This window comes from Echinicola soli (genome assembly GCF_006575665.1).
GTDB classification, from domain to species: Bacteria; Bacteroidota; Bacteroidia; order Cytophagales; family Cyclobacteriaceae; genus Echinicola; species Echinicola soli.
This window is the reverse complement of the sequence record NZ_CP041253.1, coordinates 1,572,317-1,590,841: the sequence shown is the minus strand read 5'-3', so window position 1 is coordinate 1,590,841 and position 18,525 is coordinate 1,572,317. Positions and strand designations below refer to the sequence as shown.

Below are 18,525 nucleotides of genomic sequence, written 5' to 3'. Positions count from 1 at the left end.
TGGAATGATTTGACATAGGTTCATCGGATTATAAATGGTCACAAAGCTGGGAGAACACCGCCCCAGCCTTTTTCGGGTTGTCCTGAACAGCCAGCCCTGTGTGCCTTATTTGGCACTATATAAAAAATAAAGGCCCATAAGATATTAATGTACTGCTATTTATGATAAAAGGTAATAGTCGCACCAGAACAGATGTCGCACCTTTTCCTGGGGGATTTGCGGTTGCTGGAGAATCTGTATGTTATGTTGAAGTCGAGGAAGTTGATTTGATTTTAGGTGGCTACCAGACTTATTGATTAAATGGGCTGAAACCTTTAATATGTTCATTTTTTAAAAAAAATAAACATATTTTGATAGCAATCTTTGGTCTCCGGATCCAGGTATTTCGCCCATACTTCGGTCGATACCTTGTCACCGGGTTTAATCCCGATATATGGAGTTACTACCTTGGGAAGTGGTTGGAGGAAAACCAATACAGGTACAGGCCGGGAAGCCCGCTGGGCAAGGCTATACACTATGCCCGCTCCAGGTGGGCGGGGTTAAGTGCCTATACGCTTCACGGACAGATGGAGCTGAATAATAATCTTGTGGAAAATGCTGTCCGGCCCTTGGCAATCGGCAGAAAAGCCTTCCTTTTTGCCGGATCGCACCAAGCCGTAGAGATGACCGCAGCCATGTATTCCTTTATGGCCAGCTGCAAAAAGAACAATGTCAATGAGTTTGAATGGCTCAAGGATGTTTTTGAAAGAATTCAAAGCCACAAGCAAAAAGACCTCTACCAGCTTCTCCCTTCAAACTGGGTACAATACCGGCCTAAATAAAAAATTAAAATTCCTACAGGAAGATACATGGGTTCGTCCGATGGATACAGTTCTTTGACCTAAGTCAGGGAACTTTCAATTTAGGGGATGAAACTACTGGACTTGATTGGGGAATTACCGAGCCGGGTAAATTAACCGTCAGGGGAGCTGTGTTTGCTGAAAATGCTGATATCACAAACCTTCGGGTAGAAAGTTTAAAAACGGAAAATACTGGCCAAAGAGTCGAAATTATTGCTTATGATGAAAACGATGATCCAGTACATAATATTAGGTTCTTCAATGAAAATGGCGATTTGGCGGTAGAGGTCGATCAAGATATTGACAGTGACTTTGAGGGAAATCCTATTGCTGGTATTAAAGCCTCAAACCCAGGTGATATAGATAAACCATCTGTTATGTCAGGTAATGGGGTGTTTTCAAGCGGTAGCGCATCAGATGTGGTTTCAGCTTCAGCGGGTATACCAAAACACAATTGCAGTATTGGAGGTAGATTAGATCAAAGAAATATAGATCCAAATGGTGTTAGTGCAGGGGTAATGGGATGGAACATCAAGTGACGCCAGCAAAAGCTACGGAGGTTGGTTCAACAGCTTATTTGCAGGGGGATTAAATTTCAGTGTAAAACAGGTATCAACAAATTACACCTGCTCAGATAAAGACACCTACCTATCGAGCTACAATACATCAAGGGTTTCCATTTCATTGCCACCTAACCCGTATCCAGGTAAATGGGTGTTGATTAGGAGGAATAACAATGCGGCAATAGATGTTTTGGGCAACGGGAAACAAATATTACATGGAGGTCTGGTAAATCAATATCCCTTAGATTCTTCTAGTGGTAAGGGGAGAATGGCATTTTTGATTTATGATGGCACTTATTGGACGTGGAATTTCCTTCATCTGTAGCACACCACCGCTAAATAAAACATCAATCCACTTTTTAAAATGTCAGTCAGGAAAGGGGGCTCAGTTTGTGAGTGCCCTTTTTTTGTAAGTTCTTCAGGATCTCAATTTCTATTAGGTGTATAAAACTCAATAAACTTAAGGATGAACAATAATGAGGTAGTAGTAAAAACCAAATACTTTAAAGGGAGAATTTCCAAAATGATAATACGAGAAAATCTATTTATGCTACCTAAGGTTAGGTCTTGAATTAAGAACAAAACCCCAAACACTGCCATAAATGAACCAACAAGGGACAGTATGTTAAGAATTTTATTCATTTTTTATTTAACTCCTTAAAAAGCTTAATAAGTTCTTCAGGATCTTTAATATCTAGATTTTTTGTGTGGTTCTCCAAGAGTTTTTTCTTAGCTTTTATATTCGAATTAACCCTCAGAAATCCTCCAATTTTTTCAATAATTCCATCCGTATTGATGCCAAAATTAACATTCTTCATTTTTAGACTAGCTCCCCCACCAGCAATTGAAACAATAATTAATCCTAAAAGAACTATCCCAGAAATATCCATTCCAGATATTTCAATAAATCCTGGAGATTGCACGTCTAATTTGACATTAAACTCATCTGATTTAATTTTCAGGCTCTCAACCTTGCAAAATTCATCTAATATATCGAGAGAATAAAGTCCAAACTCAAATAGGTTTTTCGCTGGAATATCTTCCTCAGCTTGAACCTCAAGAACTAAATGGGCTTTACCTCCCTTTACAAAAAAAGAGCTTATTTCCTTATCGATTTGCTCGGCATAACCCGAAGCGTCAGAAATTGCTAAATGTGAAAACATCAATTTATAGAGATGAGGATCTAATTTATTCCTGCCAATGGTTTTTAACCACCTAACTTTCTTTCTCTTAGAAAAAGCACACTTATCGTTGCTATATATATCTGAATAACTTGGAGTTTCAACAACTTCTCCAAAGGCAATTATATCCGAATTTTCACTGGGAATTAAAACAATGTCATTTTTCTTAATATCATAGGCGAACTTTAATAATTGGTTAGCAGCATAACCTGGCCTAGATTCGTCTGGGTAATGTTTAGAAATTATTTCCCTTAAAATCTGAAACCCTGTTTTATTATCTGTTTTTCCTTTTGCAACATCAGACAGTTTTATTTTCTCCCACCCAACTGCAATAAACTCCCCATCGAAGAAAGACTCATAATACAACCCACCTTTTGTTCTAACCAACCAATACCCTCTATCCTCCTTTACTTTAGGAAGTTTTTCTAATATTTCGGAAATAGTCATTAAGGTTTCTTTTTATTTTTCTAGTAGATTGACGGTGCAATATAAAGTAACTCCAATAATAAAAAAATACCCAAATAGGGGTATTCCCTTATTTACTTTCCCTACGTATATTTAAGGATGACTTAAAGAAAACAGATCAAAGCAATAATTTATTAGGCTAATATTATGACAGGTTTCGAAATTGCATCTTTGTTTGTAGCAGGAATTTCATTGGCCATTAGCCTCATAGCTGTATTTCTTTCCGGTAAAGCTAATAACACTAATAAAAATATGTTCAGGCGACAAGGAGTAATTGATTTACACATGGCATGGCAAGATATAAGTGAAATAGATAAAGACAATCTTATAGGTCCAGACATTGTTAAAGCAGTTAATGCATTATCTCTAACGGCTTCCCTTTGGAACCACGATATAATTGAAAAAAATATCCTGTATCAAACCTATTGGACTTCTTATAAAGATTTATACGACACCCTGATCAACATTAATGATTTAATTCCAGGCCAAAAAAAAACCTGTAGAAGTCTCATGACAGCAGAAATCACTAAGGCCTACGAAGGAATGAAGAACGCTGATTTAAACACAATAACCCAAACTAAACTATAATATGAAAGAACAAGACGTATACCAAAAATTAAAAGAGGCTCTTGAGGCTGTTGAAAGCTATGAAAAAGACCTAAAGGAAAAAAAATCTGGAGTTTGGAAAAATGACATAGATGAAAAACTTAAAAAGCTCAATGAAAAAAGACATGTTCTTGCGGCTTCCGGAGAAGTCTGTTCATGCTGCGGAGGAAGCGGTAGATCTTAAAATAAAACTATGATAACACCGGCAAAAATTTCTTCTAATTTCAATGGTCTTGATGAATTAAAAAGAGCTATTAGAAATACCATTGGAAAAGTCCCTATTGATGTAGTTGAATTAAAGTTCACTGAAGAAAGGGATTCTGAGAACAAAGTCTTCATTTAAACTTTGAATTTGAACTGATTCCCAAATCAGTAAAACAATGGCATTGTCAAATGTTCTATGATAATGGTACAAATTTCTCTGACCCGAAGACGTATGTTCATCCTGTTGACGCTATATCATTCGAAAATCTCTTCGAAATAATCGAAAAAGATATTGAATCATATTACCAAACTTGGACAGACTTAAATGGGGAAATTAGCTGATACTCGATCACCTGCACCGTCCCCCAGATAGAAGAAACCTGAATATCTGCTGTAGTGATTCACTACGGCAGCGGGGCAAGTGTCCAGTAAGCACATTTATTTTTGTTTGATGGTCATTTGATGGCTTGGTGAATACTGCCATTTTAAATGACGGCAGGGGCCGGTAGTAGTGGACGTCCTTATAAAGGGAGTAACGACTTGTTACTCCCTTTTTGCTGTTTGCCGCTTATTTGATGAATAAAAATATAGTTCTACCAGCGGTAACAAACAGGTTTTGAAAAATTCTTAAATTGATATTTCCTTTTAAATCAATGGGTTATACTCATTGAAAATGTTTAATTCAAAATCGTTTGTTATGAAAAAGTATCCGATTAATTTTCTAAAAAACTACGCTTATTATAAAGAGTATCTTGGTAAAGATTCCCCTGTTGAAATATCCGATAAAATGCAGGAGAGGATAGACTTTTGCAAAAAGTGGACAGGAAAAGAGGTTACGATGTTGGACATACAGGAAAACTTGGAAGAAATTAAAAGGTTATGGGATTGGGGATTTCATGTAGTATTTGATGGCGATTCAATTTGGGTAGTGGATAGGGAAACCAGTTTTGGGAAGGTGTAAAAACGGAGTTTTCGGAGGTTTAAAAAGCAAAAAAATACCGTGATCATGGTATTTCATTTTTATTCAAATAGGCATACATTTATTTGTAAAAGAAACTACAATGGGCAAATATACAGAATATCTTGAAAAGAGATTTGATTTTAACGGAATTAATCAAGAAAGAAAAAAGCAGTTAAAGGAGATTTCCAGGTTGAGGGGAGGAAGAGATCTATTGGTTTATGCAGCAGATCTATCCCCGAGAATCAATGCCCCAATCTCTATTGAATTCGCAGATATTATGCCATTCAAAGATCAGCTTAATAACCTAAAGGGCAATGCTATTGATATTATTTTAGAAACTCCTGGTGGGTCGGCTGAGGTAGTTGAAGATTTGGTAGATTTAGTTAGGTCTAAATACAAACATGTTGGAATAATAATACCAGGTTCGGCTAAAAGCGCTGGAACTATTTTTTCAATGGCAGGTGACGAAATATTAATGGGCCCGTCGTCATCACTGGGGCCAATTGATGCCCAGATAATGAACCATAATAAAAGATATTCAGCAGAGGGCTTTTTAACAGGTCTCAATAAAATTAAAGAAGAAGTAGAAAGAACCAAAAAATTAAATCCGGCATACATTCCTATATTACAGAACATTTCCCCGGGAGAAATACAACATTGTGAAAATGCTCAAAACTTCTCTCAAAAATTGGTGACCCAATGGCTATCAAAATATAAATTTCAAGATTGGGAAACTCATAGTTCAACTCGAAAGTCTGTCACAACAGATGAGAAAGAAAAACGAGCTAGAGAAATTGCAGCTAAGCTTTGCAATCACTCGGCTTGGTTAACGCATGGAAGATCTATTAAAATTAAAGATTTTCAGAAAATGAGGCTTTTAATTACCGATTACTCCAAAACTCCTGAACTTGACAATGCTATTACAAATTATTATACATTATTAAGAATGACTTTAGAGTCTACTAACATGTATAAGCTATTCGAAACTCCAAACACTCAAATATATCGATACTCGGTTAACCCTGGAACACCTCCCGAGTTAACTCAGAAAAAACAAAATCAAATCGTTGAGGTGAAATTCACCTGTCCAAAATGCAAATCGTCACAGATATTGCAAGGTAATTTTGATAAAAATATTCCAATCAAAAATGGAAATATTCCTTTTCCAAAAAATAGCAAATATACTTGTCCAAGATGTGGAAATTTTGCTATTTTGGGTCAGTTAAGGATGCAAATTGAGTCTCAATTCAGAAAACCTTTACAATTTTAACCAATAAGAACATGTCAGAAACAAGTAATTATGAATTAATTTTTTCCAAACTTGAAGCAGCAAAAAGGGAGCAATCAGAAAGCTCCGGATTTGAAATCGAAGAGTTTGACTTGGTTGATGAAAGTATTCAGGAACTCATTAACATTCAAAAGGATATGATGAGTAATGATTTCAATATAACATTTACGACTACTTAAAAAATTTATTTCATAATTACCTAACCGCAGACATTAGCTGCGGTTAGGTAATTAGCTTCATTCCCTTTTTACTAGACCGTCCCCCAATCCATCCCCCAAAAAGAAAAAACCCCAAATACTGAACGTATAAAGGGTTTTTTGTAGCCCCTGTTGAACAAATGTCGAACCTTTTTATACGGGATTTGCGGTTGCTGGAGAATCTGTATGTTATGTTGAAGTCAAGGAAGTTGATTTGATTTGATTTTAGGTGGCTACCAGACTTATTCATTAAATGGACTGAAAACCTAAGTATGTCCATTTTATTTCAAAAAATGAACATATTCTATAAATGTGTCCACTTTATTTCATTACATTGCACATGTATTTAATTAAGGAGTAATTATTGAACACATTATGGTTTACGATAGAACAAAACCTTTCAATGATCTACCTTTACTCCCTCCGAAAGGGATAACCGACGACGTAGATATATTAAAGAAACTGGTCACTTCATCCCGAGCATTGGCTGGTGCAAACAGCAATGTGCAGCGGTTGCCAAACCCGTATATGTTGATCAATACGATTTCACTTCAGGAAGCCAAGGCATCGTCGGCTATAGAGAATATCTTTACTACCGAAGACGAGCTCTATAAAGCCGTCTCAGACACGGTGAAGGAGGAGCATGCTAACCCTGCGACCAAGGAAGTATTGCGATACAGGGAAGCACTTTGGGAGGGTTATAGACGTACCCAGGAAAAGCGTACCATTGACTTGGAAAGCATCATAGCTATTTTTAGACAGATCAAAAACACGTCAAGCGGATTGCGACCTCCCCACTCACTGACCGTTATCCAAAGGGGGCAAAGCGAATTTAGGTCAGGAGAGGTAATCTATACACCACCAAGAGGGCAAGGTATTATCGAGCGACTATTGGATAATCTGCTAGTCTATTTGAACGACGATGCACAGTTCGATACAGATCCGTTGCTTAAAATGTGCATTGCCCATTATCAGTTTGAAGCGATACACCCTTTTCCGGATGGTAATGGACGTACAGGGCGGATTATAAATCTCCTGTATCTGGCCAACAAGGGTCTCCTTGACCAGCCCGTTTTATACCTCTCTAAATATATTATCACCCATAAAGACGACTACTACTATAACTTAGGTGTTGTCTCCCAGCGAGGAAATTGGAAGCCATGGGTTCTTTATATGCTGGACGCAGTGGAGAAAACCTCCATATTAACGAACCAACTCATCAGCAGCATACTTAACCAAATGGAGTCTACGTTGGAATATGCGAGATCAAGAATCAAGTGGTATAACAAGGAAGTAAATGAGTTGTTGTTCAGTCAACCCTACATCAAGCAAAAATTAATTGGTGATGCGATGCAAATTTCCTCCAGAACAACCTTGACCAAATATTTCAGTGAATTGGTAGATGCCAGAATACTCAGCCCGATAAAAGACGGACGTGAAGTGTTTTATATTAATGAGGATTTGATTCGTATACTGGAAGGGTAATTTTTCTTTTTAAACATCTGTTGCGGGCTGGGCACTTAAAAGAAAAACCTCCCCAAAATCAATTGAAAGAGGTTTTGTAGCCCCAACAGAACAAATGTCGAACCTTTTCCTGAGGGATTTACGCTTAATTGAGAGGTTGTACAATATGCTGGAAAATAAAAATTTAATGTAAGTCCCTAGAGTTTTTTGAATTTTCCTGGGGTAAGATAGAAAGTGAAATTATGATTTAGCTGAGATTTCTATTTTCATCTGTAATTTGCAAATTGTGGCAATGAAGCCAAAACTTCGATATCTCCACCTAACCTTTGATATGTCTTATATAATTATTTCTATAAAATTTACCCCTTAAATTAAAGAATACCCAAAACATATAAAACACCCCAAATAGGGTATATTGCCCATCAACTCGCTCCCCAAGTAACACCACATTTTCTAAGAATTTAGCCAAAAGTAAATGTATCCCTAACGAGGTATGGGATAGGACTGGGAGAATCCATAGGGGCCCCCTACCCTTTTTCCTTCAATATCGCCAAATAAAATTTGGACCTTCCCTAGACGTCTCCTCTTTGCCCCTCTTTGGTTGCCTTCTCCTTAGCAGTTTCCTTGCCCGGAGGACTATGATTTTTTTTTAGAAATGTTCAAAATTCAACTGACCACTTTACTTCAGTATACAAGTTTCAAAAAAATAAGCGATTATAGTATTTTAAACCGCTTTCCCTTATCTTCATTCCTCGAATGACCCGGCTTTCCAAATACATAACAGCATTCCACCGTATCAAGCAGGGCAGTACCAAAATAGGGCCTGCTCCACATAAGTCTGTGTTTTTGCTGACGCTGATAGACCTGATCGAGCGAGGAATGATCACGCAAAACCAATTCCTTGTCGATGCCGATCTGGTAGCTACTTTTCAGAGTATTTGGTAGAATTTCGTGACCACAGGGCAGACTTTACCCAGCCTTTTTATCATTTACAAAAGGACAAAGCCCAGGGACAGCCCTTTTACCTATCAAGGCCTCTTAGAGGCACCGTTCAAGAGCATCAACAAACTGGCAGAGACCATCGCTTACGGATACCTCAAGGAAAAACTGTTTTTTCTTATGCAAGACCCTGCTTCAAGAGTCCAGTTACAGGAGGCATTGATTAACATTATTTCCCTGAAAAAGAATTGTGGTATAACAGTGATGCCTATTACGAAAGCTCAGAAAACTATATTATCAATGATGTGCCCCAGCAAAGACTAAAGATCAAGATCCAGCAGGAAGAGTAGTACTTTGTGAGAAATGGCCTATTTAAAAAGCATATTCCGAGGGTTTATCAAAACACCTGCTGCTTTACTGGCATGCAGATCACGGGTGCCAAAGTAAAAAGCATGGTAGATGCCTGTCATATTATACCCTTTAGCCAAACCCAGGATGACCGCATTACTAATGGGCCGGCACTCTCTCCAACGATGCACCGAGCCTTTGACCAGGGCCTGATTACTGTCTATGAAAACTACCATATGGTGGTGACCAATGCATATGATGAAAGCACCAATGCGGATCATGGTCTTAAAAAATTACATGAAAGACCAATATTATTGCCTGAAAATAAAAGGCATTCTCCAAGTCAAGAAAACTTGGATTGGCATAGGGGAGAGGAGTTCAGGTAGGTTTAGAAGGTAAGGGGCTTTTGCCATCTACGAGCACAGAAACCAAAGTATTAATATCATCAGAATACAATCATTTTCATGAGAGATGGCCCAATGCCCCTAGGAAAATTCCCCGTATTTTTGGCCAGATATCAGCGTAAAAAATTGGCCCAGTGACCATAGTTTATAAATACCAATAGTTATGTATAGCCATAGATTATACTTAGTGGAAATAATTTATTCAATAGAAAAAATACCCTAAATTGGGTATTTTATTTTTGTTTAGTTTTTTTGTAATTAACATTTTCGAAAACTATTATTTTGAAAATGAAGGAATCACAAACTCAAATGCTTAACCATTCTGAAGCCAAGGTCAGACTTTTAGATACCTATATCCAGAAATATTTAAATATCCTTAGCAGATCACAACATGTGGCTGATATCTACTTGTATGATTTGTTTTGCGGGTCTGGTGTTTACGAAAATGGAGGTGAAGGAAGTCCCGTTATTTTTATGAGGGCCATTAAAAATATGTTTTTTAGGAATGAAAGTGTAGGCATTGAGAATTCATCATATCATTGTTGGTTTAATGACATAGATGCAGATAAGATTCAGAAAGTTGAGCAATATATCAACGATAAGAAGCTTTATTACCCCCAATTTGGAGACTTAAAAATAAGTTCAAAGGAATATGAAGCTATTCTTCCCGACGTAATTGGACAGATTAATAAACTTAAACGAGAAAAAGCTTTTGTTTTTATAGACCCTTACGGATACAAAAACATTAGTTTAAACCACATTAAAAAATTACTGGAAAGCAAGAAGAGTGAAGTATTACTTTTTCTGCCAACTCAATTTATGTTTCGGTTTGAACGAAAAGGTGCTCCGGAATGTCTCAAAAAGTTTATTAGAGAATTGCTTCCCGAGAGAGAATGGCCAAATAGTCACACAGGCATTGACTTTATTGAAAATTTAAAGTCTGCATTTAGGTCCCATTTAGGAAATGAATATTATGTGGATACCTTTATAATTAAAAGAGAAGCCAACCAGTACTTTTGTTTGTTCTTTTTCACAAGTCATATATATGGCTTTGAAAAAATGCTAGAGGCCAAATGGCAGGTGGATAAAAACGAAGGACGTGGATGGGATTTTAATGCAAATGGGTCAATGTCTCTGTTTGTGGATCAAGTATCCCAAGCTCGTGTCAATAAACTGGAAGCATCTCTACTTTCTCATCTTAAAATACCAAGGACTAATGTAGATCTTTACTGGTTTATCCTTCATGAAGGTTTCAGGACTGTACACGGAAATGATGTATTAAAAAGACTTTCAAGAGAAGGAAAAATAAATGTGACACCAGTTGGCGGAGAAAAAACGCGAAGAGGAGCCTTTTATTTGGGACATGATTATTATAAAGATAACTTAGCAAAGATTTTAGTAAAAAGTAATATTTAACCAATGGCACAATCAAGCATCGAATGGACTGAAATGACCTGGAACCCCACCACAGGATGTGATAAAGTATCCCAAGGCTGTAAGTTTTGCTATGCAGAGGTGATGGCTAAGCGATTAATGGCCATGGGCATAGAAAAATACAAGGATGGCTTCAAAATACGGACACATGAAGATGCCCTCAATACACCCTACACTTGGAAAAAATCCAAGGTAGTCTTTGTGAATTCTATGAGTGACCTTTTTCATAAGGATGTTCCCTTAAGTTTTATCAAAAAGGTCTTTAAGGTGATGAATGATAATCCACAGCATGTCTTCCAAGTACTTACCAAAAGAGCTGATATCTTACTTCAATATAGTGATCAGCTCAAATGGACACATAATATTTGGATGGGGGTGTCCGTGGAAGATAAAAGGGTCACTGACCGTATTGACTTGCTCCGACAAAGTGGTGCCAGGGTCAAGTTCCTTTCCTGTGAACCTTTGATCGGCCCATTGCCAGATCTTAACCTGAAAGGTATCGACTGGGTGATCGTAGGCGGAGAGAGCGGACACAAACCCCGGCCTATGGATCCTGATTGGGTGCTGGATATTCAAGAACAATGTGTCCGTAAGGAGGTGGCATTTTTCTTTAAACAATGGGGCGGCAAAAACAAAAAGAAAAATGGGCGAATGCTTAATGGCCAAACCTATGATGAAATGCCAGAAATTGAGCTGCAGAAGAGTGTTTAATATCGCTTAGATAAAATAAGGAGGACATGGCTGTTTTCCACATCCTGTCTCCAGTGTGCCAACAGTACTTTCTGGATGTTCCTAGTTGCAGTGTTCCTCGATATGGGCCCTGACGCAGGTCATGATGCCCGTGTCACGGACCTGTTGGTTGTCGGCCAGTACCTTGTTCCAGAAGTACTGCAGGCTCCTTCGGTATTGAACCGTTCGATCAGCTGGCGGTCGGAAACGTTGAGATAAGCCTTCAGGAACGTCAGAGCAAACATGCCCTTGCTGCCGAACCAGCGCGGGGGCACCGCACCCGGTGGAAACCTCCGGGAGCAGGGCCGAAAGCGCTTCCCAGGGAAGGCTGTCGTGGATCTGGTCCAATAATGAATTCTTGAAAAAGTGATACTTTGGAGAGTACCCGTCAAAGTCTTTGGAAATTGGCAGTTGCATGATATCTTTCATCGTATTTTGGTCAGCAAACTCAAAATACGAAAAAGAAAAGCCCGGAAAAAGCCTGAAAGGGCGATTTTCGGGGCTTTTGATTTATTTTTATGTTATGTTTCGCCCTGGATAACAGTACGTTAGCTATTTAACGGGATACCCTGGATATTCCGCAGCCAGCTGAATCCACTAATATATTCGATATTCCTTCCGGGAGTGGTGGCTTCTGTGATCTGAAAGACCTTCCATCTCGGCAGATGGACACGGAATATATAATTTTAACAAAAATTTTTGTTTAATCCCCTTTCTTGTGCTTGTGCGGCTTTAGAGATGGTGTATTTCCGGGAGTTTCCTTATTATCTCGTTGACGTCTGTCTGGTTTTCCCGTTGATTTGGCAGTTCTTTTTGGCCCTGGTTTAATTCCCATAATTATCTTTTTTAAAGTTTATATTATAAGTTAATTAAATTTTACCAATTTTTATTCTAAAATATGACAAATTTTATTAACACTTCAATAGTTTAAGAAATAACTATTACACATTGTATTTTGAATCATTATTAACCACACGAAAGTAGTTTAGTGATAGTTTATATATCATTACACCATTTAACTTCACCTCTTATAATCCAAAAGTGACAGGTGCAATCAAGAGTATTCCATATTGAAGGGTGAATTGTTAATCGGTTCTTTTTTACAATCCTCCACTTAATTGAGGCATTCTCATCTAAATCCAAGAATATTAGCTTTCCACAGCCTCCTGGACATTTAAGGCATGCTATATCTGGATTTGGACTACCTAATAGATAAACCTTTCTACCATTCAACTTGACAGGAGGCTCATCCTCCGCTCTTTCTTCTACAGAATATTGGGGTGGTAGCAACCACCCCAACTTTTTCCTAAACCAATTATGTAGCCTCTTCACATCTAGAAAGATTTGGCATGTATAGCAACGGATAAACGTTACCTCGTCCTCTATTATCCATTAAATACTTGTCGGAATCGAATTTAGAATTAATGGTAATATCAAGATCACTCAATGACACGAAAACCCGTTTCACTCTTTCTGGGCCATCATCTCGGTATGGATGTATCCTTTCTAGCATGTCTAGTACCGCAAATGATGAAATATTCACATTCACAGAAATTACTGCTGGACTCTCAACATTCACATTGCTAATATACCCTTTATCGAGTTGACCCTTATATTCATCAGGATCATCTTTAAATAAACCTTCAGCTCTTAGATCTTCTTGAGTATACTGCCCTCGTTCAAGTAAAGAGTCACCAGGGGAAATATAATTTATTACCCCATAAATAGACTTTATTCCTCCTTGACCATCAGCGGATAGCTTAACTCCCATGTCGATATATGGAATCAGGTAAAAACTGGATATAGCTGTTAGCAAATCTCTACTGAGAACTGAATCCGTACACCCGAATACCAAATCACAAGTGCTCAAATCTGAGATAACTAATTCTGATTCTGTAATATCTACAGTATGGATTGTAATCTTAGTAGGAAGACCAGTGCTATCCAAAGCTTCTTTAATAGCATAAGCTTTGTTTGTTCCTATTAATTCTACCTTAGAATGAAGAATGCGATTGAGATTTTTACGTTCAATCGTATCAAAATCTACAATAACTAGCTCACCTACTCCTAAACGATATAATTGTTCAATTGTAGGGCTACCGGTTCCTGAACATCCTATAACCGCAACCTTCATTTTCTGCAATAGACTTTGAGTCCCTCTTCCAAATGCTTGGCTATTTCGAAGATATTCTTCTCGCAGATCAACACAAACGCCGTTATCAGATTGAATATGAATTACATTTCCAACAACTTGAAAGACATCTATTCTCTGATAATCCGTGCTCCCAATGACAATTCTCCCTACAAGCATTCCGTCAGGAGTCATCACTATGCTACCGTGCTCTATTCCTTGGTCAATTTCAGCATTAAGAGTAGGAAAGAAACTGTTATCACTAATATTATCTACTTCAGAGAAGTCATTATACCCTCCGGGATGAGAATGAATTTTAAATAGTGACAATCCTTTGACCTCTGCTTCTTCTATTAAGTCCTGAATCAAAGAAACATCCCAATCAATTCTATCCTCAGCGCGTAAATTACATTTCTCATGGGGAATGCATTTGACTTTGTGGGAAGTAAAGACCTTACGATTTCCTGAGAATGTATTGCCACATAAAACAAAGGCAATGGATTCTAATCCATCACCTGGAAACAAATGATGCTTTAAGGCATCATAATGTTTCTCGTACAGCTTCAACATTCTCATGCAGCTTCTTGTTGAAGACAATGATACATTAAATCCAAGTGGGTCTCTAGGTTGTCCACACCGGGCTTCCAAGGAGATATTCTCTTGTTCCTATGTCTAGACCATTGATACCAATGTTTCCCTCTGAAAGTTGTAGGCGTCTGTCTGGAGAATTCTCTACCGTTATCTCTTGATATTTTAGCAGGGAAGAATATCATATCTATTTCTGCCCTAGGATACTGCTGGGGTATCTTTACTGCTATATCTATTGATGCATGATTGAGTCCATTAGGTAGTTTAAATCCTTTGATAAGAATCCAGTTGACTCTACCCTCAGTAATGGCTTCCCACGTATACTGTTTTTCGCTTAGAAATTTTTGATCGTCAGGAAATAAATGGAAGTCCCTCCTTGGGGAGGGGCTTCCTTCTGTACAGCTTGCAGGGTACACGATAAACTTCTCGATACCCGGTTCTGTAAGATCAACTATATCATCGAGTTCAATAGTTCTCTTATTCTTCCCTTTTATCTTAAGAATGAAGTTTTTAGGGGGAGTATGGTCTGAAAGCAATAGAATCTCTCTGCCTGTTACTTTCTCTTTTTCTACTAGAAACTTATCCTTCTCACCAGTAATATCACTAGTGACCTTAATCATGTAGAAACATCCTGTTTCTACCTTCTTGCCTTCTAAGTAGAAGGCTTCTATATCAATTTTATTTTTCATTGATTTTTCAATTTTAAAATGAGTATGGTTTTTTCGTAACCACGCACGAGTCCTACTGTACTTTTTATATTCGTAGTACAAAACGCTTCAAAAGTCTTAATTTACCTTAGCAACAATATTCGTTTATGACTCTTTATTTGGGAAATAATCTAATTGGTTGGATTTCGTTTAAAAAGCTAGTAGATTTGAATCATGACAAACGAATCTATAAAGCTTTAAGTAGCTGAGATTAGGTTGCTAACCTTTCTCGTAAACGATTCTCAACCAGATTCTTCCAAGGGTCTGGTTATTTTATTTTTACTCCTATTTCATTAAATACTTTTGCTATTTCAAGTTTAGATTCGTTAGTGATCCCAATAGATTCGTCTATTATCAAATCCAGGATAGACTCAACACTCTTGTGCGATACTCCAAAGACCTTAGCTGCTTGAATTGCTCTTTTGTCGCTACTAAAAAACTTTATGTCAAAGTTGATGCATTGAATAATAGAGCAAGCTGTACCAATAGAAATCTGATGATTTTGAGAAGCTTTAATTTTATAGGCTTCTGATAAATCTTCACCCTCCAAATTTAAAACGGTGACATTATGGTTCTTCTTCACTGTTTTAAATAAAAAGCGTTCTATGTAAGTAACTTCATCCAAAGCAAAGTCCACTGTATAGAGTCTAATGCCATATCCTTCCATATACCGCAATAATCCCATACGGTATAGTAGATTAATCGCAGCAATATTATTAATCAAGATTCCCATCAACTGTTATTTTTATTGTTTCGGCTTGCTTTAATCTTGTCTCAAAATCTTGTGGAGATACATTTGAAAGATATTGTGCTTGCTCTCGGTCAACGGTCTCCTCAAGAATCAACTTATAAAGCAATTGGAAGTAACGAGCAGATTCTTCCTTCTTGGAATAGTTACCAAAGTCTTCAACTTGCAGCAATTCGTGATAATCATTCCACCCTATTATCTTACAATGAACCAACCTAAGCCCCAAACTTTGTTTTGAAATCCCATAAGACTCTTGTAAAGCTCTAAGCTCTTCTAGTGAGATAGTCTTTCTATTTCTTCCTATTCGGTCAATAAGAACAGATTTTGGCATTAAGAATGCTCCGGCGAATGCGTCGCAAATAGCTTCCCTATCTTTCCCCTGTATCCCTTTGGGGATTGTTAGTACGAGATGAGCCAGTTCATGTGCCAAAGTAAATCTTAATCTTGGCACAACCTTACCAGAAGGATTTACTACGATTAAAGGAACTTTGCCGATCCAGGCCGAAAAACCTTCAAAGTTATCTCCATAATCAAGCATTAAGACCTTGATCCCAATACGATCAAGAAAATCAGTCAAATTATGAATGGGAGAATCTCCAAGCTTTAATTTCTTTCTAAGTTCAATAGCAGATTGTTCCGCTTCGGACGTATTAATTACCACTCTATGTGTTAATGGATTCTCGAAATCCTTTCGACTCTCAGACAGCTCTTCAATACTTATATACTTTTCCAGAAACTTTTGAGCTTCTAACTTCAAAAATCCTTCATCAGTCGTACCAATCTTAAACCCTTCCCGATACTCTACTTCAATATCTTCTATAGGATAATGCGACTCTGAAAAGAAATATCCAACTTCTACTTTCAATGCTTTCGCTAAATCCATCATAGCACCACTACTGGGTAATCTCACCCCTTTCTCATACTTGCCTATGGAGTGATGAGAAACACCAGAAGACACAGCCAACTCTTTTTGAGTTAGTCCAAGAATACGTCTCGCACTCCTGAGCTTTAGTGGGAATATCTTATTTAGATCCATCATAAAACAAATGTAAAGAATTTAAATTAAACCTACAATAGTCTATAATTTTAAATTTTTAAAATAAGTAGACTATTAGTGGCAATGAAAAGTGGACTGTTTTTGAAAAGAATTAAGGCAGAGGTTCTTCACCTTTATTTACCACTTAAAACAGTCATAAAGGAGGATCTGGACATTCAATGCAGATGGTGAACTAGAAAAAATCCGGTTTATCGGCATGAATACCCTTGAACCTCTCACTACCAGCTATAAAAAGAGAGAATACTTCAGCCAAGAAGCATCTGCTAATGATAATAAATTATTGGATGGTAAGAAAGTCTGGCTAGAATATGATGCTGGCCGCTATGATCCCTATGGCCGTACACAGGCTTATGTATATTTGAAAGATTGCACTTTCTTAAATGTCCCCCTGGTAAAGATGAGGTGAGCTACCGTCATGACCATACAGCCCAATGTTAAAGCTTCAGAGACAAGTAATGAAAGATAAGCGTGGTTTATGGGCCAAGGAAGTCGAATGAGCAATAGGGGGTCAATTTGATCGCTATTTGCACTTAAACACCATATTTCTCCTTAATTTCCTTTTGAACGATTCTAAGAATTATTTGGTAGTCAGTACCGACCAACTTAGACAATTTGATCAAATCTTCAATAGAAAAAAGTTCAGGATTTCTGAGCCTTTCAGTATAAGTATTATACCCCATTTGAAGCTTCTTTGAAAGGTTAGTTGGCTTATGCTCTTCAAGCCTAGAAAGTTTCTTAATCAATCCCTGATTAAACAAGGCACCAATTTCTTCAAATTCCTCATCTATGCTAAATTCTTGAATTTTCTTTTTTGAGTCTCTTGGTTTCATTAAAACCAATCTGGGAATACGTAGTTATTATTAAAAGAAAAATTTTTAAATTAGAATTATAAATTTTCATTTTGATAATTTTATCGTATATTTGAATCAATCATATTGATATAACTTAGCTATAAGCTAATTTTAATGCAGTACCTAAAATGGAACTGCTCACTGAGTCTCGCCACAAAATCTGGTAAATTTTCCGCGCGAGAATTCAAAGAGTGGTCCGTCACCTATCTAAAAATAGGGCGGGCACTCCTTGTTTCTAATGTGCGGAACTATAATCCATATAGTATAGGTTTACCAGAACCTTGTGGCATTAGGATAATGGAATAGCCTGCCCTTCCATATTTTGAGCATGTAATTCTACTTTCTTTTCGGGGCTCATAATGATATATGGAAATTATGGGCATATTCAAAAACACATACTGCCAATTGTTTGCCACTTTCCTTGAAAGGAGAAGTCATGTACCCCGTGTCCACAAACTTCATCACATCCAGTCCCGCATTACCATCTTCGATATCCTCTTCGAAAGAAAGCCCAAAAACCCGATCTAAGATCTTTCTGATATATATCCCCATTGAGGAGATAGCCACTACAATCCCGTTCCATAGATCCTATTAAACCTCCCCCTTTCGGTATTGAATAAAGTATGGATTTCCTTTTGATGACCAGCAATAATAATCGGTCCATCAAAAAGCTTATATCCCTGGGGAATCACCTCCTTCACCCTGTTCCGGAACGGCTGAAGGAGATACAACAATCCATTTTCTAAATATGCAGAAACCATGGCCATATAAATAGGTCCATGCTTATCCATTGTTTCCCGTTGGGGCTGGATAATTGACGT

The 18,525-nt window shown here is 37.5% G+C and carries 24 protein-coding genes; 14 read left to right on the top strand and 10 right to left on the bottom strand.

The features are described 5' to 3' along the window. Positions 1-350 precede the first annotated feature (350 nt). Positions 351-821: an IS66 family transposase gene (locus FKX85_RS06710; RefSeq protein ID WP_229239788.1), complete on the top strand. Its 471-nt coding sequence runs from the start codon at positions 351-353 to the stop codon at positions 819-821. Between the two features lie 149 nt (positions 822-970). Further along, entirely contained in the window at positions 971-1,378 is a 408-nt protein-coding gene (locus FKX85_RS06705; protein ID WP_141613996.1) for a hypothetical protein, read from the top strand. Between the two features lie 662 nt (positions 1,379-2,040). On the opposite strand, the gene FKX85_RS06700 is transcribed toward FKX85_RS06705, so the two are convergent. Next, positions 2,041-3,030 carry a restriction endonuclease gene (locus FKX85_RS06700; RefSeq protein WP_141613995.1) on the bottom strand — a complete coding sequence of 330 codons (990 nt, stop codon included), beginning with the start codon at positions 3,028-3,030 and terminating at the stop codon, positions 2,041-2,043. A 165-nt stretch (positions 3,031-3,195) separates the two neighbouring features. On the opposite strand from FKX85_RS06700, the gene FKX85_RS06695 reads away from it, so the two are divergent. The 11 genes from FKX85_RS06695 to FKX85_RS06650 all read left to right on the top strand — a co-directional run bounded on the left by FKX85_RS06695 (position 3,196) and on the right by FKX85_RS06650 (position 11,604). Then, positions 3,196-3,636: a hypothetical protein gene (locus FKX85_RS06695; protein ID WP_141613994.1), complete on the top strand. Its 441-nt coding sequence runs from the start codon at positions 3,196-3,198 to the stop codon at positions 3,634-3,636. A 1-nt stretch (position 3,637) separates the two neighbouring features. Further along, positions 3,638-3,838 (top strand): hypothetical protein, encoded by a 201-nt coding sequence (locus tag FKX85_RS06690; RefSeq protein ID WP_141613993.1) that lies wholly within the window; start codon positions 3,638-3,640, stop codon positions 3,836-3,838. A 9-nt stretch (positions 3,839-3,847) separates the two neighbouring features. Then, complete coding sequence (locus FKX85_RS21415) at positions 3,848-3,997, top strand: hypothetical protein (RefSeq protein WP_168196226.1); 150 nt, start codon at positions 3,848-3,850, stop codon at positions 3,995-3,997. A gap of 534 nt (positions 3,998-4,531) precedes the next feature. Then, the gene (locus FKX85_RS06685; protein ID WP_141613992.1) at positions 4,532-4,819 is read left to right on the top strand and encodes a hypothetical protein; all 288 of its coding nucleotides are present in this window, start codon (positions 4,532-4,534) and stop codon (positions 4,817-4,819) included. 100 nt (positions 4,820-4,919) lie between these two features. Next, on the top strand, positions 4,920-6,089 hold the full coding sequence (locus FKX85_RS06680) for an SDH family Clp fold serine proteinase (RefSeq protein WP_141613991.1): 1,170 nt from the start codon (positions 4,920-4,922) through the stop codon (positions 6,087-6,089). An 11-nt stretch (positions 6,090-6,100) separates the two neighbouring features. Beyond that, positions 6,101-6,286, top strand: a complete 186-nt coding sequence (locus FKX85_RS06675) for a hypothetical protein (protein WP_141613990.1) — start codon at positions 6,101-6,103, stop codon at positions 6,284-6,286. Positions 6,287-6,679: 393 nt separating this feature from the next. Then, positions 6,680-7,789 (top strand): Fic family protein, encoded by a 1,110-nt coding sequence (locus tag FKX85_RS06670; RefSeq protein WP_141613989.1) that lies wholly within the window; start codon positions 6,680-6,682, stop codon positions 7,787-7,789. Between the two features lie 735 nt (positions 7,790-8,524). Next, positions 8,525-8,713, top strand: coding sequence for a hypothetical protein (locus FKX85_RS06665; protein ID WP_141613988.1), 189 nt, complete (start codon positions 8,525-8,527; stop codon positions 8,711-8,713). Positions 8,714-9,063: 350 nt separating this feature from the next. After that, positions 9,064-9,441 carry an HNH endonuclease gene (locus FKX85_RS06660; RefSeq protein WP_262711625.1) on the top strand — a complete coding sequence of 126 codons (378 nt, stop codon included), beginning with the start codon at positions 9,064-9,066 and terminating at the stop codon, positions 9,439-9,441. 306 nt (positions 9,442-9,747) lie between these two features. Next, a complete protein-coding gene (gene tcmP / locus FKX85_RS06655; protein ID WP_141613986.1) occupies positions 9,748-10,875 on the top strand; it encodes a three-Cys-motif partner protein TcmP in 1,128 nt (375 codons plus the stop codon). Between the two features lie 3 nt (positions 10,876-10,878). Further along, the gene (locus tag FKX85_RS06650; RefSeq protein WP_141613985.1) at positions 10,879-11,604 is read left to right on the top strand and encodes a DUF5131 family protein; all 726 of its coding nucleotides are present in this window, start codon (positions 10,879-10,881) and stop codon (positions 11,602-11,604) included. A gap of 81 nt (positions 11,605-11,685) precedes the next feature. Here FKX85_RS06650 and FKX85_RS06645 read toward each other — a convergent pair whose 3' ends face one another. The 6 genes from FKX85_RS06645 to FKX85_RS06625 all read right to left on the bottom strand — a co-directional run bounded on the left by FKX85_RS06645 (position 11,686) and on the right by FKX85_RS06625 (position 16,835). Then, on the bottom strand, positions 11,686-12,051 hold the full coding sequence (locus FKX85_RS06645) for a hypothetical protein (RefSeq protein ID WP_210416912.1): 366 nt from the start codon (positions 12,049-12,051) through the stop codon (positions 11,686-11,688). Positions 12,052-12,618: 567 nt separating this feature from the next. After that, complete coding sequence (locus FKX85_RS21870) at positions 12,619-12,954, bottom strand: DUF6527 family protein (RefSeq protein ID WP_394345001.1); 336 nt, start codon at positions 12,952-12,954, stop codon at positions 12,619-12,621. Next, positions 12,938-14,329 (bottom strand): HesA/MoeB/ThiF family protein, encoded by a 1,392-nt coding sequence (locus FKX85_RS06640; RefSeq protein ID WP_141613984.1) that lies wholly within the window; start codon positions 14,327-14,329, stop codon positions 12,938-12,940. The genes FKX85_RS21870 and FKX85_RS06640 overlap by 17 nt, the downstream gene beginning before the upstream one ends. Then, positions 14,326-15,030: a multiubiquitin domain-containing protein gene (locus FKX85_RS06635; RefSeq protein WP_141613983.1), complete on the bottom strand. Its 705-nt coding sequence runs from the start codon at positions 15,028-15,030 to the stop codon at positions 14,326-14,328. The genes FKX85_RS06640 and FKX85_RS06635 overlap by 4 nt, the downstream gene beginning before the upstream one ends. Before the next feature lie 286 nt (positions 15,031-15,316). Next, entirely contained in the window at positions 15,317-15,781 is a 465-nt protein-coding gene (locus FKX85_RS06630; protein WP_141613982.1) for a hypothetical protein, read from the bottom strand. Beyond that, the gene (locus tag FKX85_RS06625) at positions 15,765-16,835 is read right to left on the bottom strand and encodes a helix-turn-helix domain-containing protein (RefSeq protein ID WP_141613981.1); all 1,071 of its coding nucleotides are present in this window, start codon (positions 16,833-16,835) and stop codon (positions 15,765-15,767) included. Before FKX85_RS06625 ends, FKX85_RS06630 begins: the two co-directional genes overlap by 17 nt. Before the next feature lie 163 nt (positions 16,836-16,998). Here FKX85_RS06625 and FKX85_RS06620 point away from each other — a divergent pair, with 163 nt between their 5' ends. Continuing rightward, positions 16,999-17,259 (top strand): thermonuclease family protein, encoded by a 261-nt coding sequence (locus FKX85_RS06620; RefSeq protein ID WP_317130679.1) that lies wholly within the window; start codon positions 16,999-17,001, stop codon positions 17,257-17,259. Between the two features lie 124 nt (positions 17,260-17,383). Here the strand turns inward: FKX85_RS06620 and FKX85_RS06615 are convergent, their stop codons facing one another. From FKX85_RS06615 to FKX85_RS06605, 3 genes are all read right to left on the bottom strand, one after another. Beyond that, positions 17,384-17,683: a hypothetical protein gene (locus FKX85_RS06615; protein WP_141613979.1), complete on the bottom strand. Its 300-nt coding sequence runs from the start codon at positions 17,681-17,683 to the stop codon at positions 17,384-17,386. Between the two features lie 375 nt (positions 17,684-18,058). After that, positions 18,059-18,256 (bottom strand): hypothetical protein, encoded by a 198-nt coding sequence (locus FKX85_RS06610; protein ID WP_141613978.1) that lies wholly within the window; start codon positions 18,254-18,256, stop codon positions 18,059-18,061. Positions 18,257-18,270: 14 nt separating this feature from the next. Beyond that, a complete protein-coding gene (locus tag FKX85_RS06605) occupies positions 18,271-18,495 on the bottom strand; it encodes a hypothetical protein (RefSeq protein ID WP_141613977.1) in 225 nt (74 codons plus the stop codon). Positions 18,496-18,525: the final 30 nt, after the last annotated feature.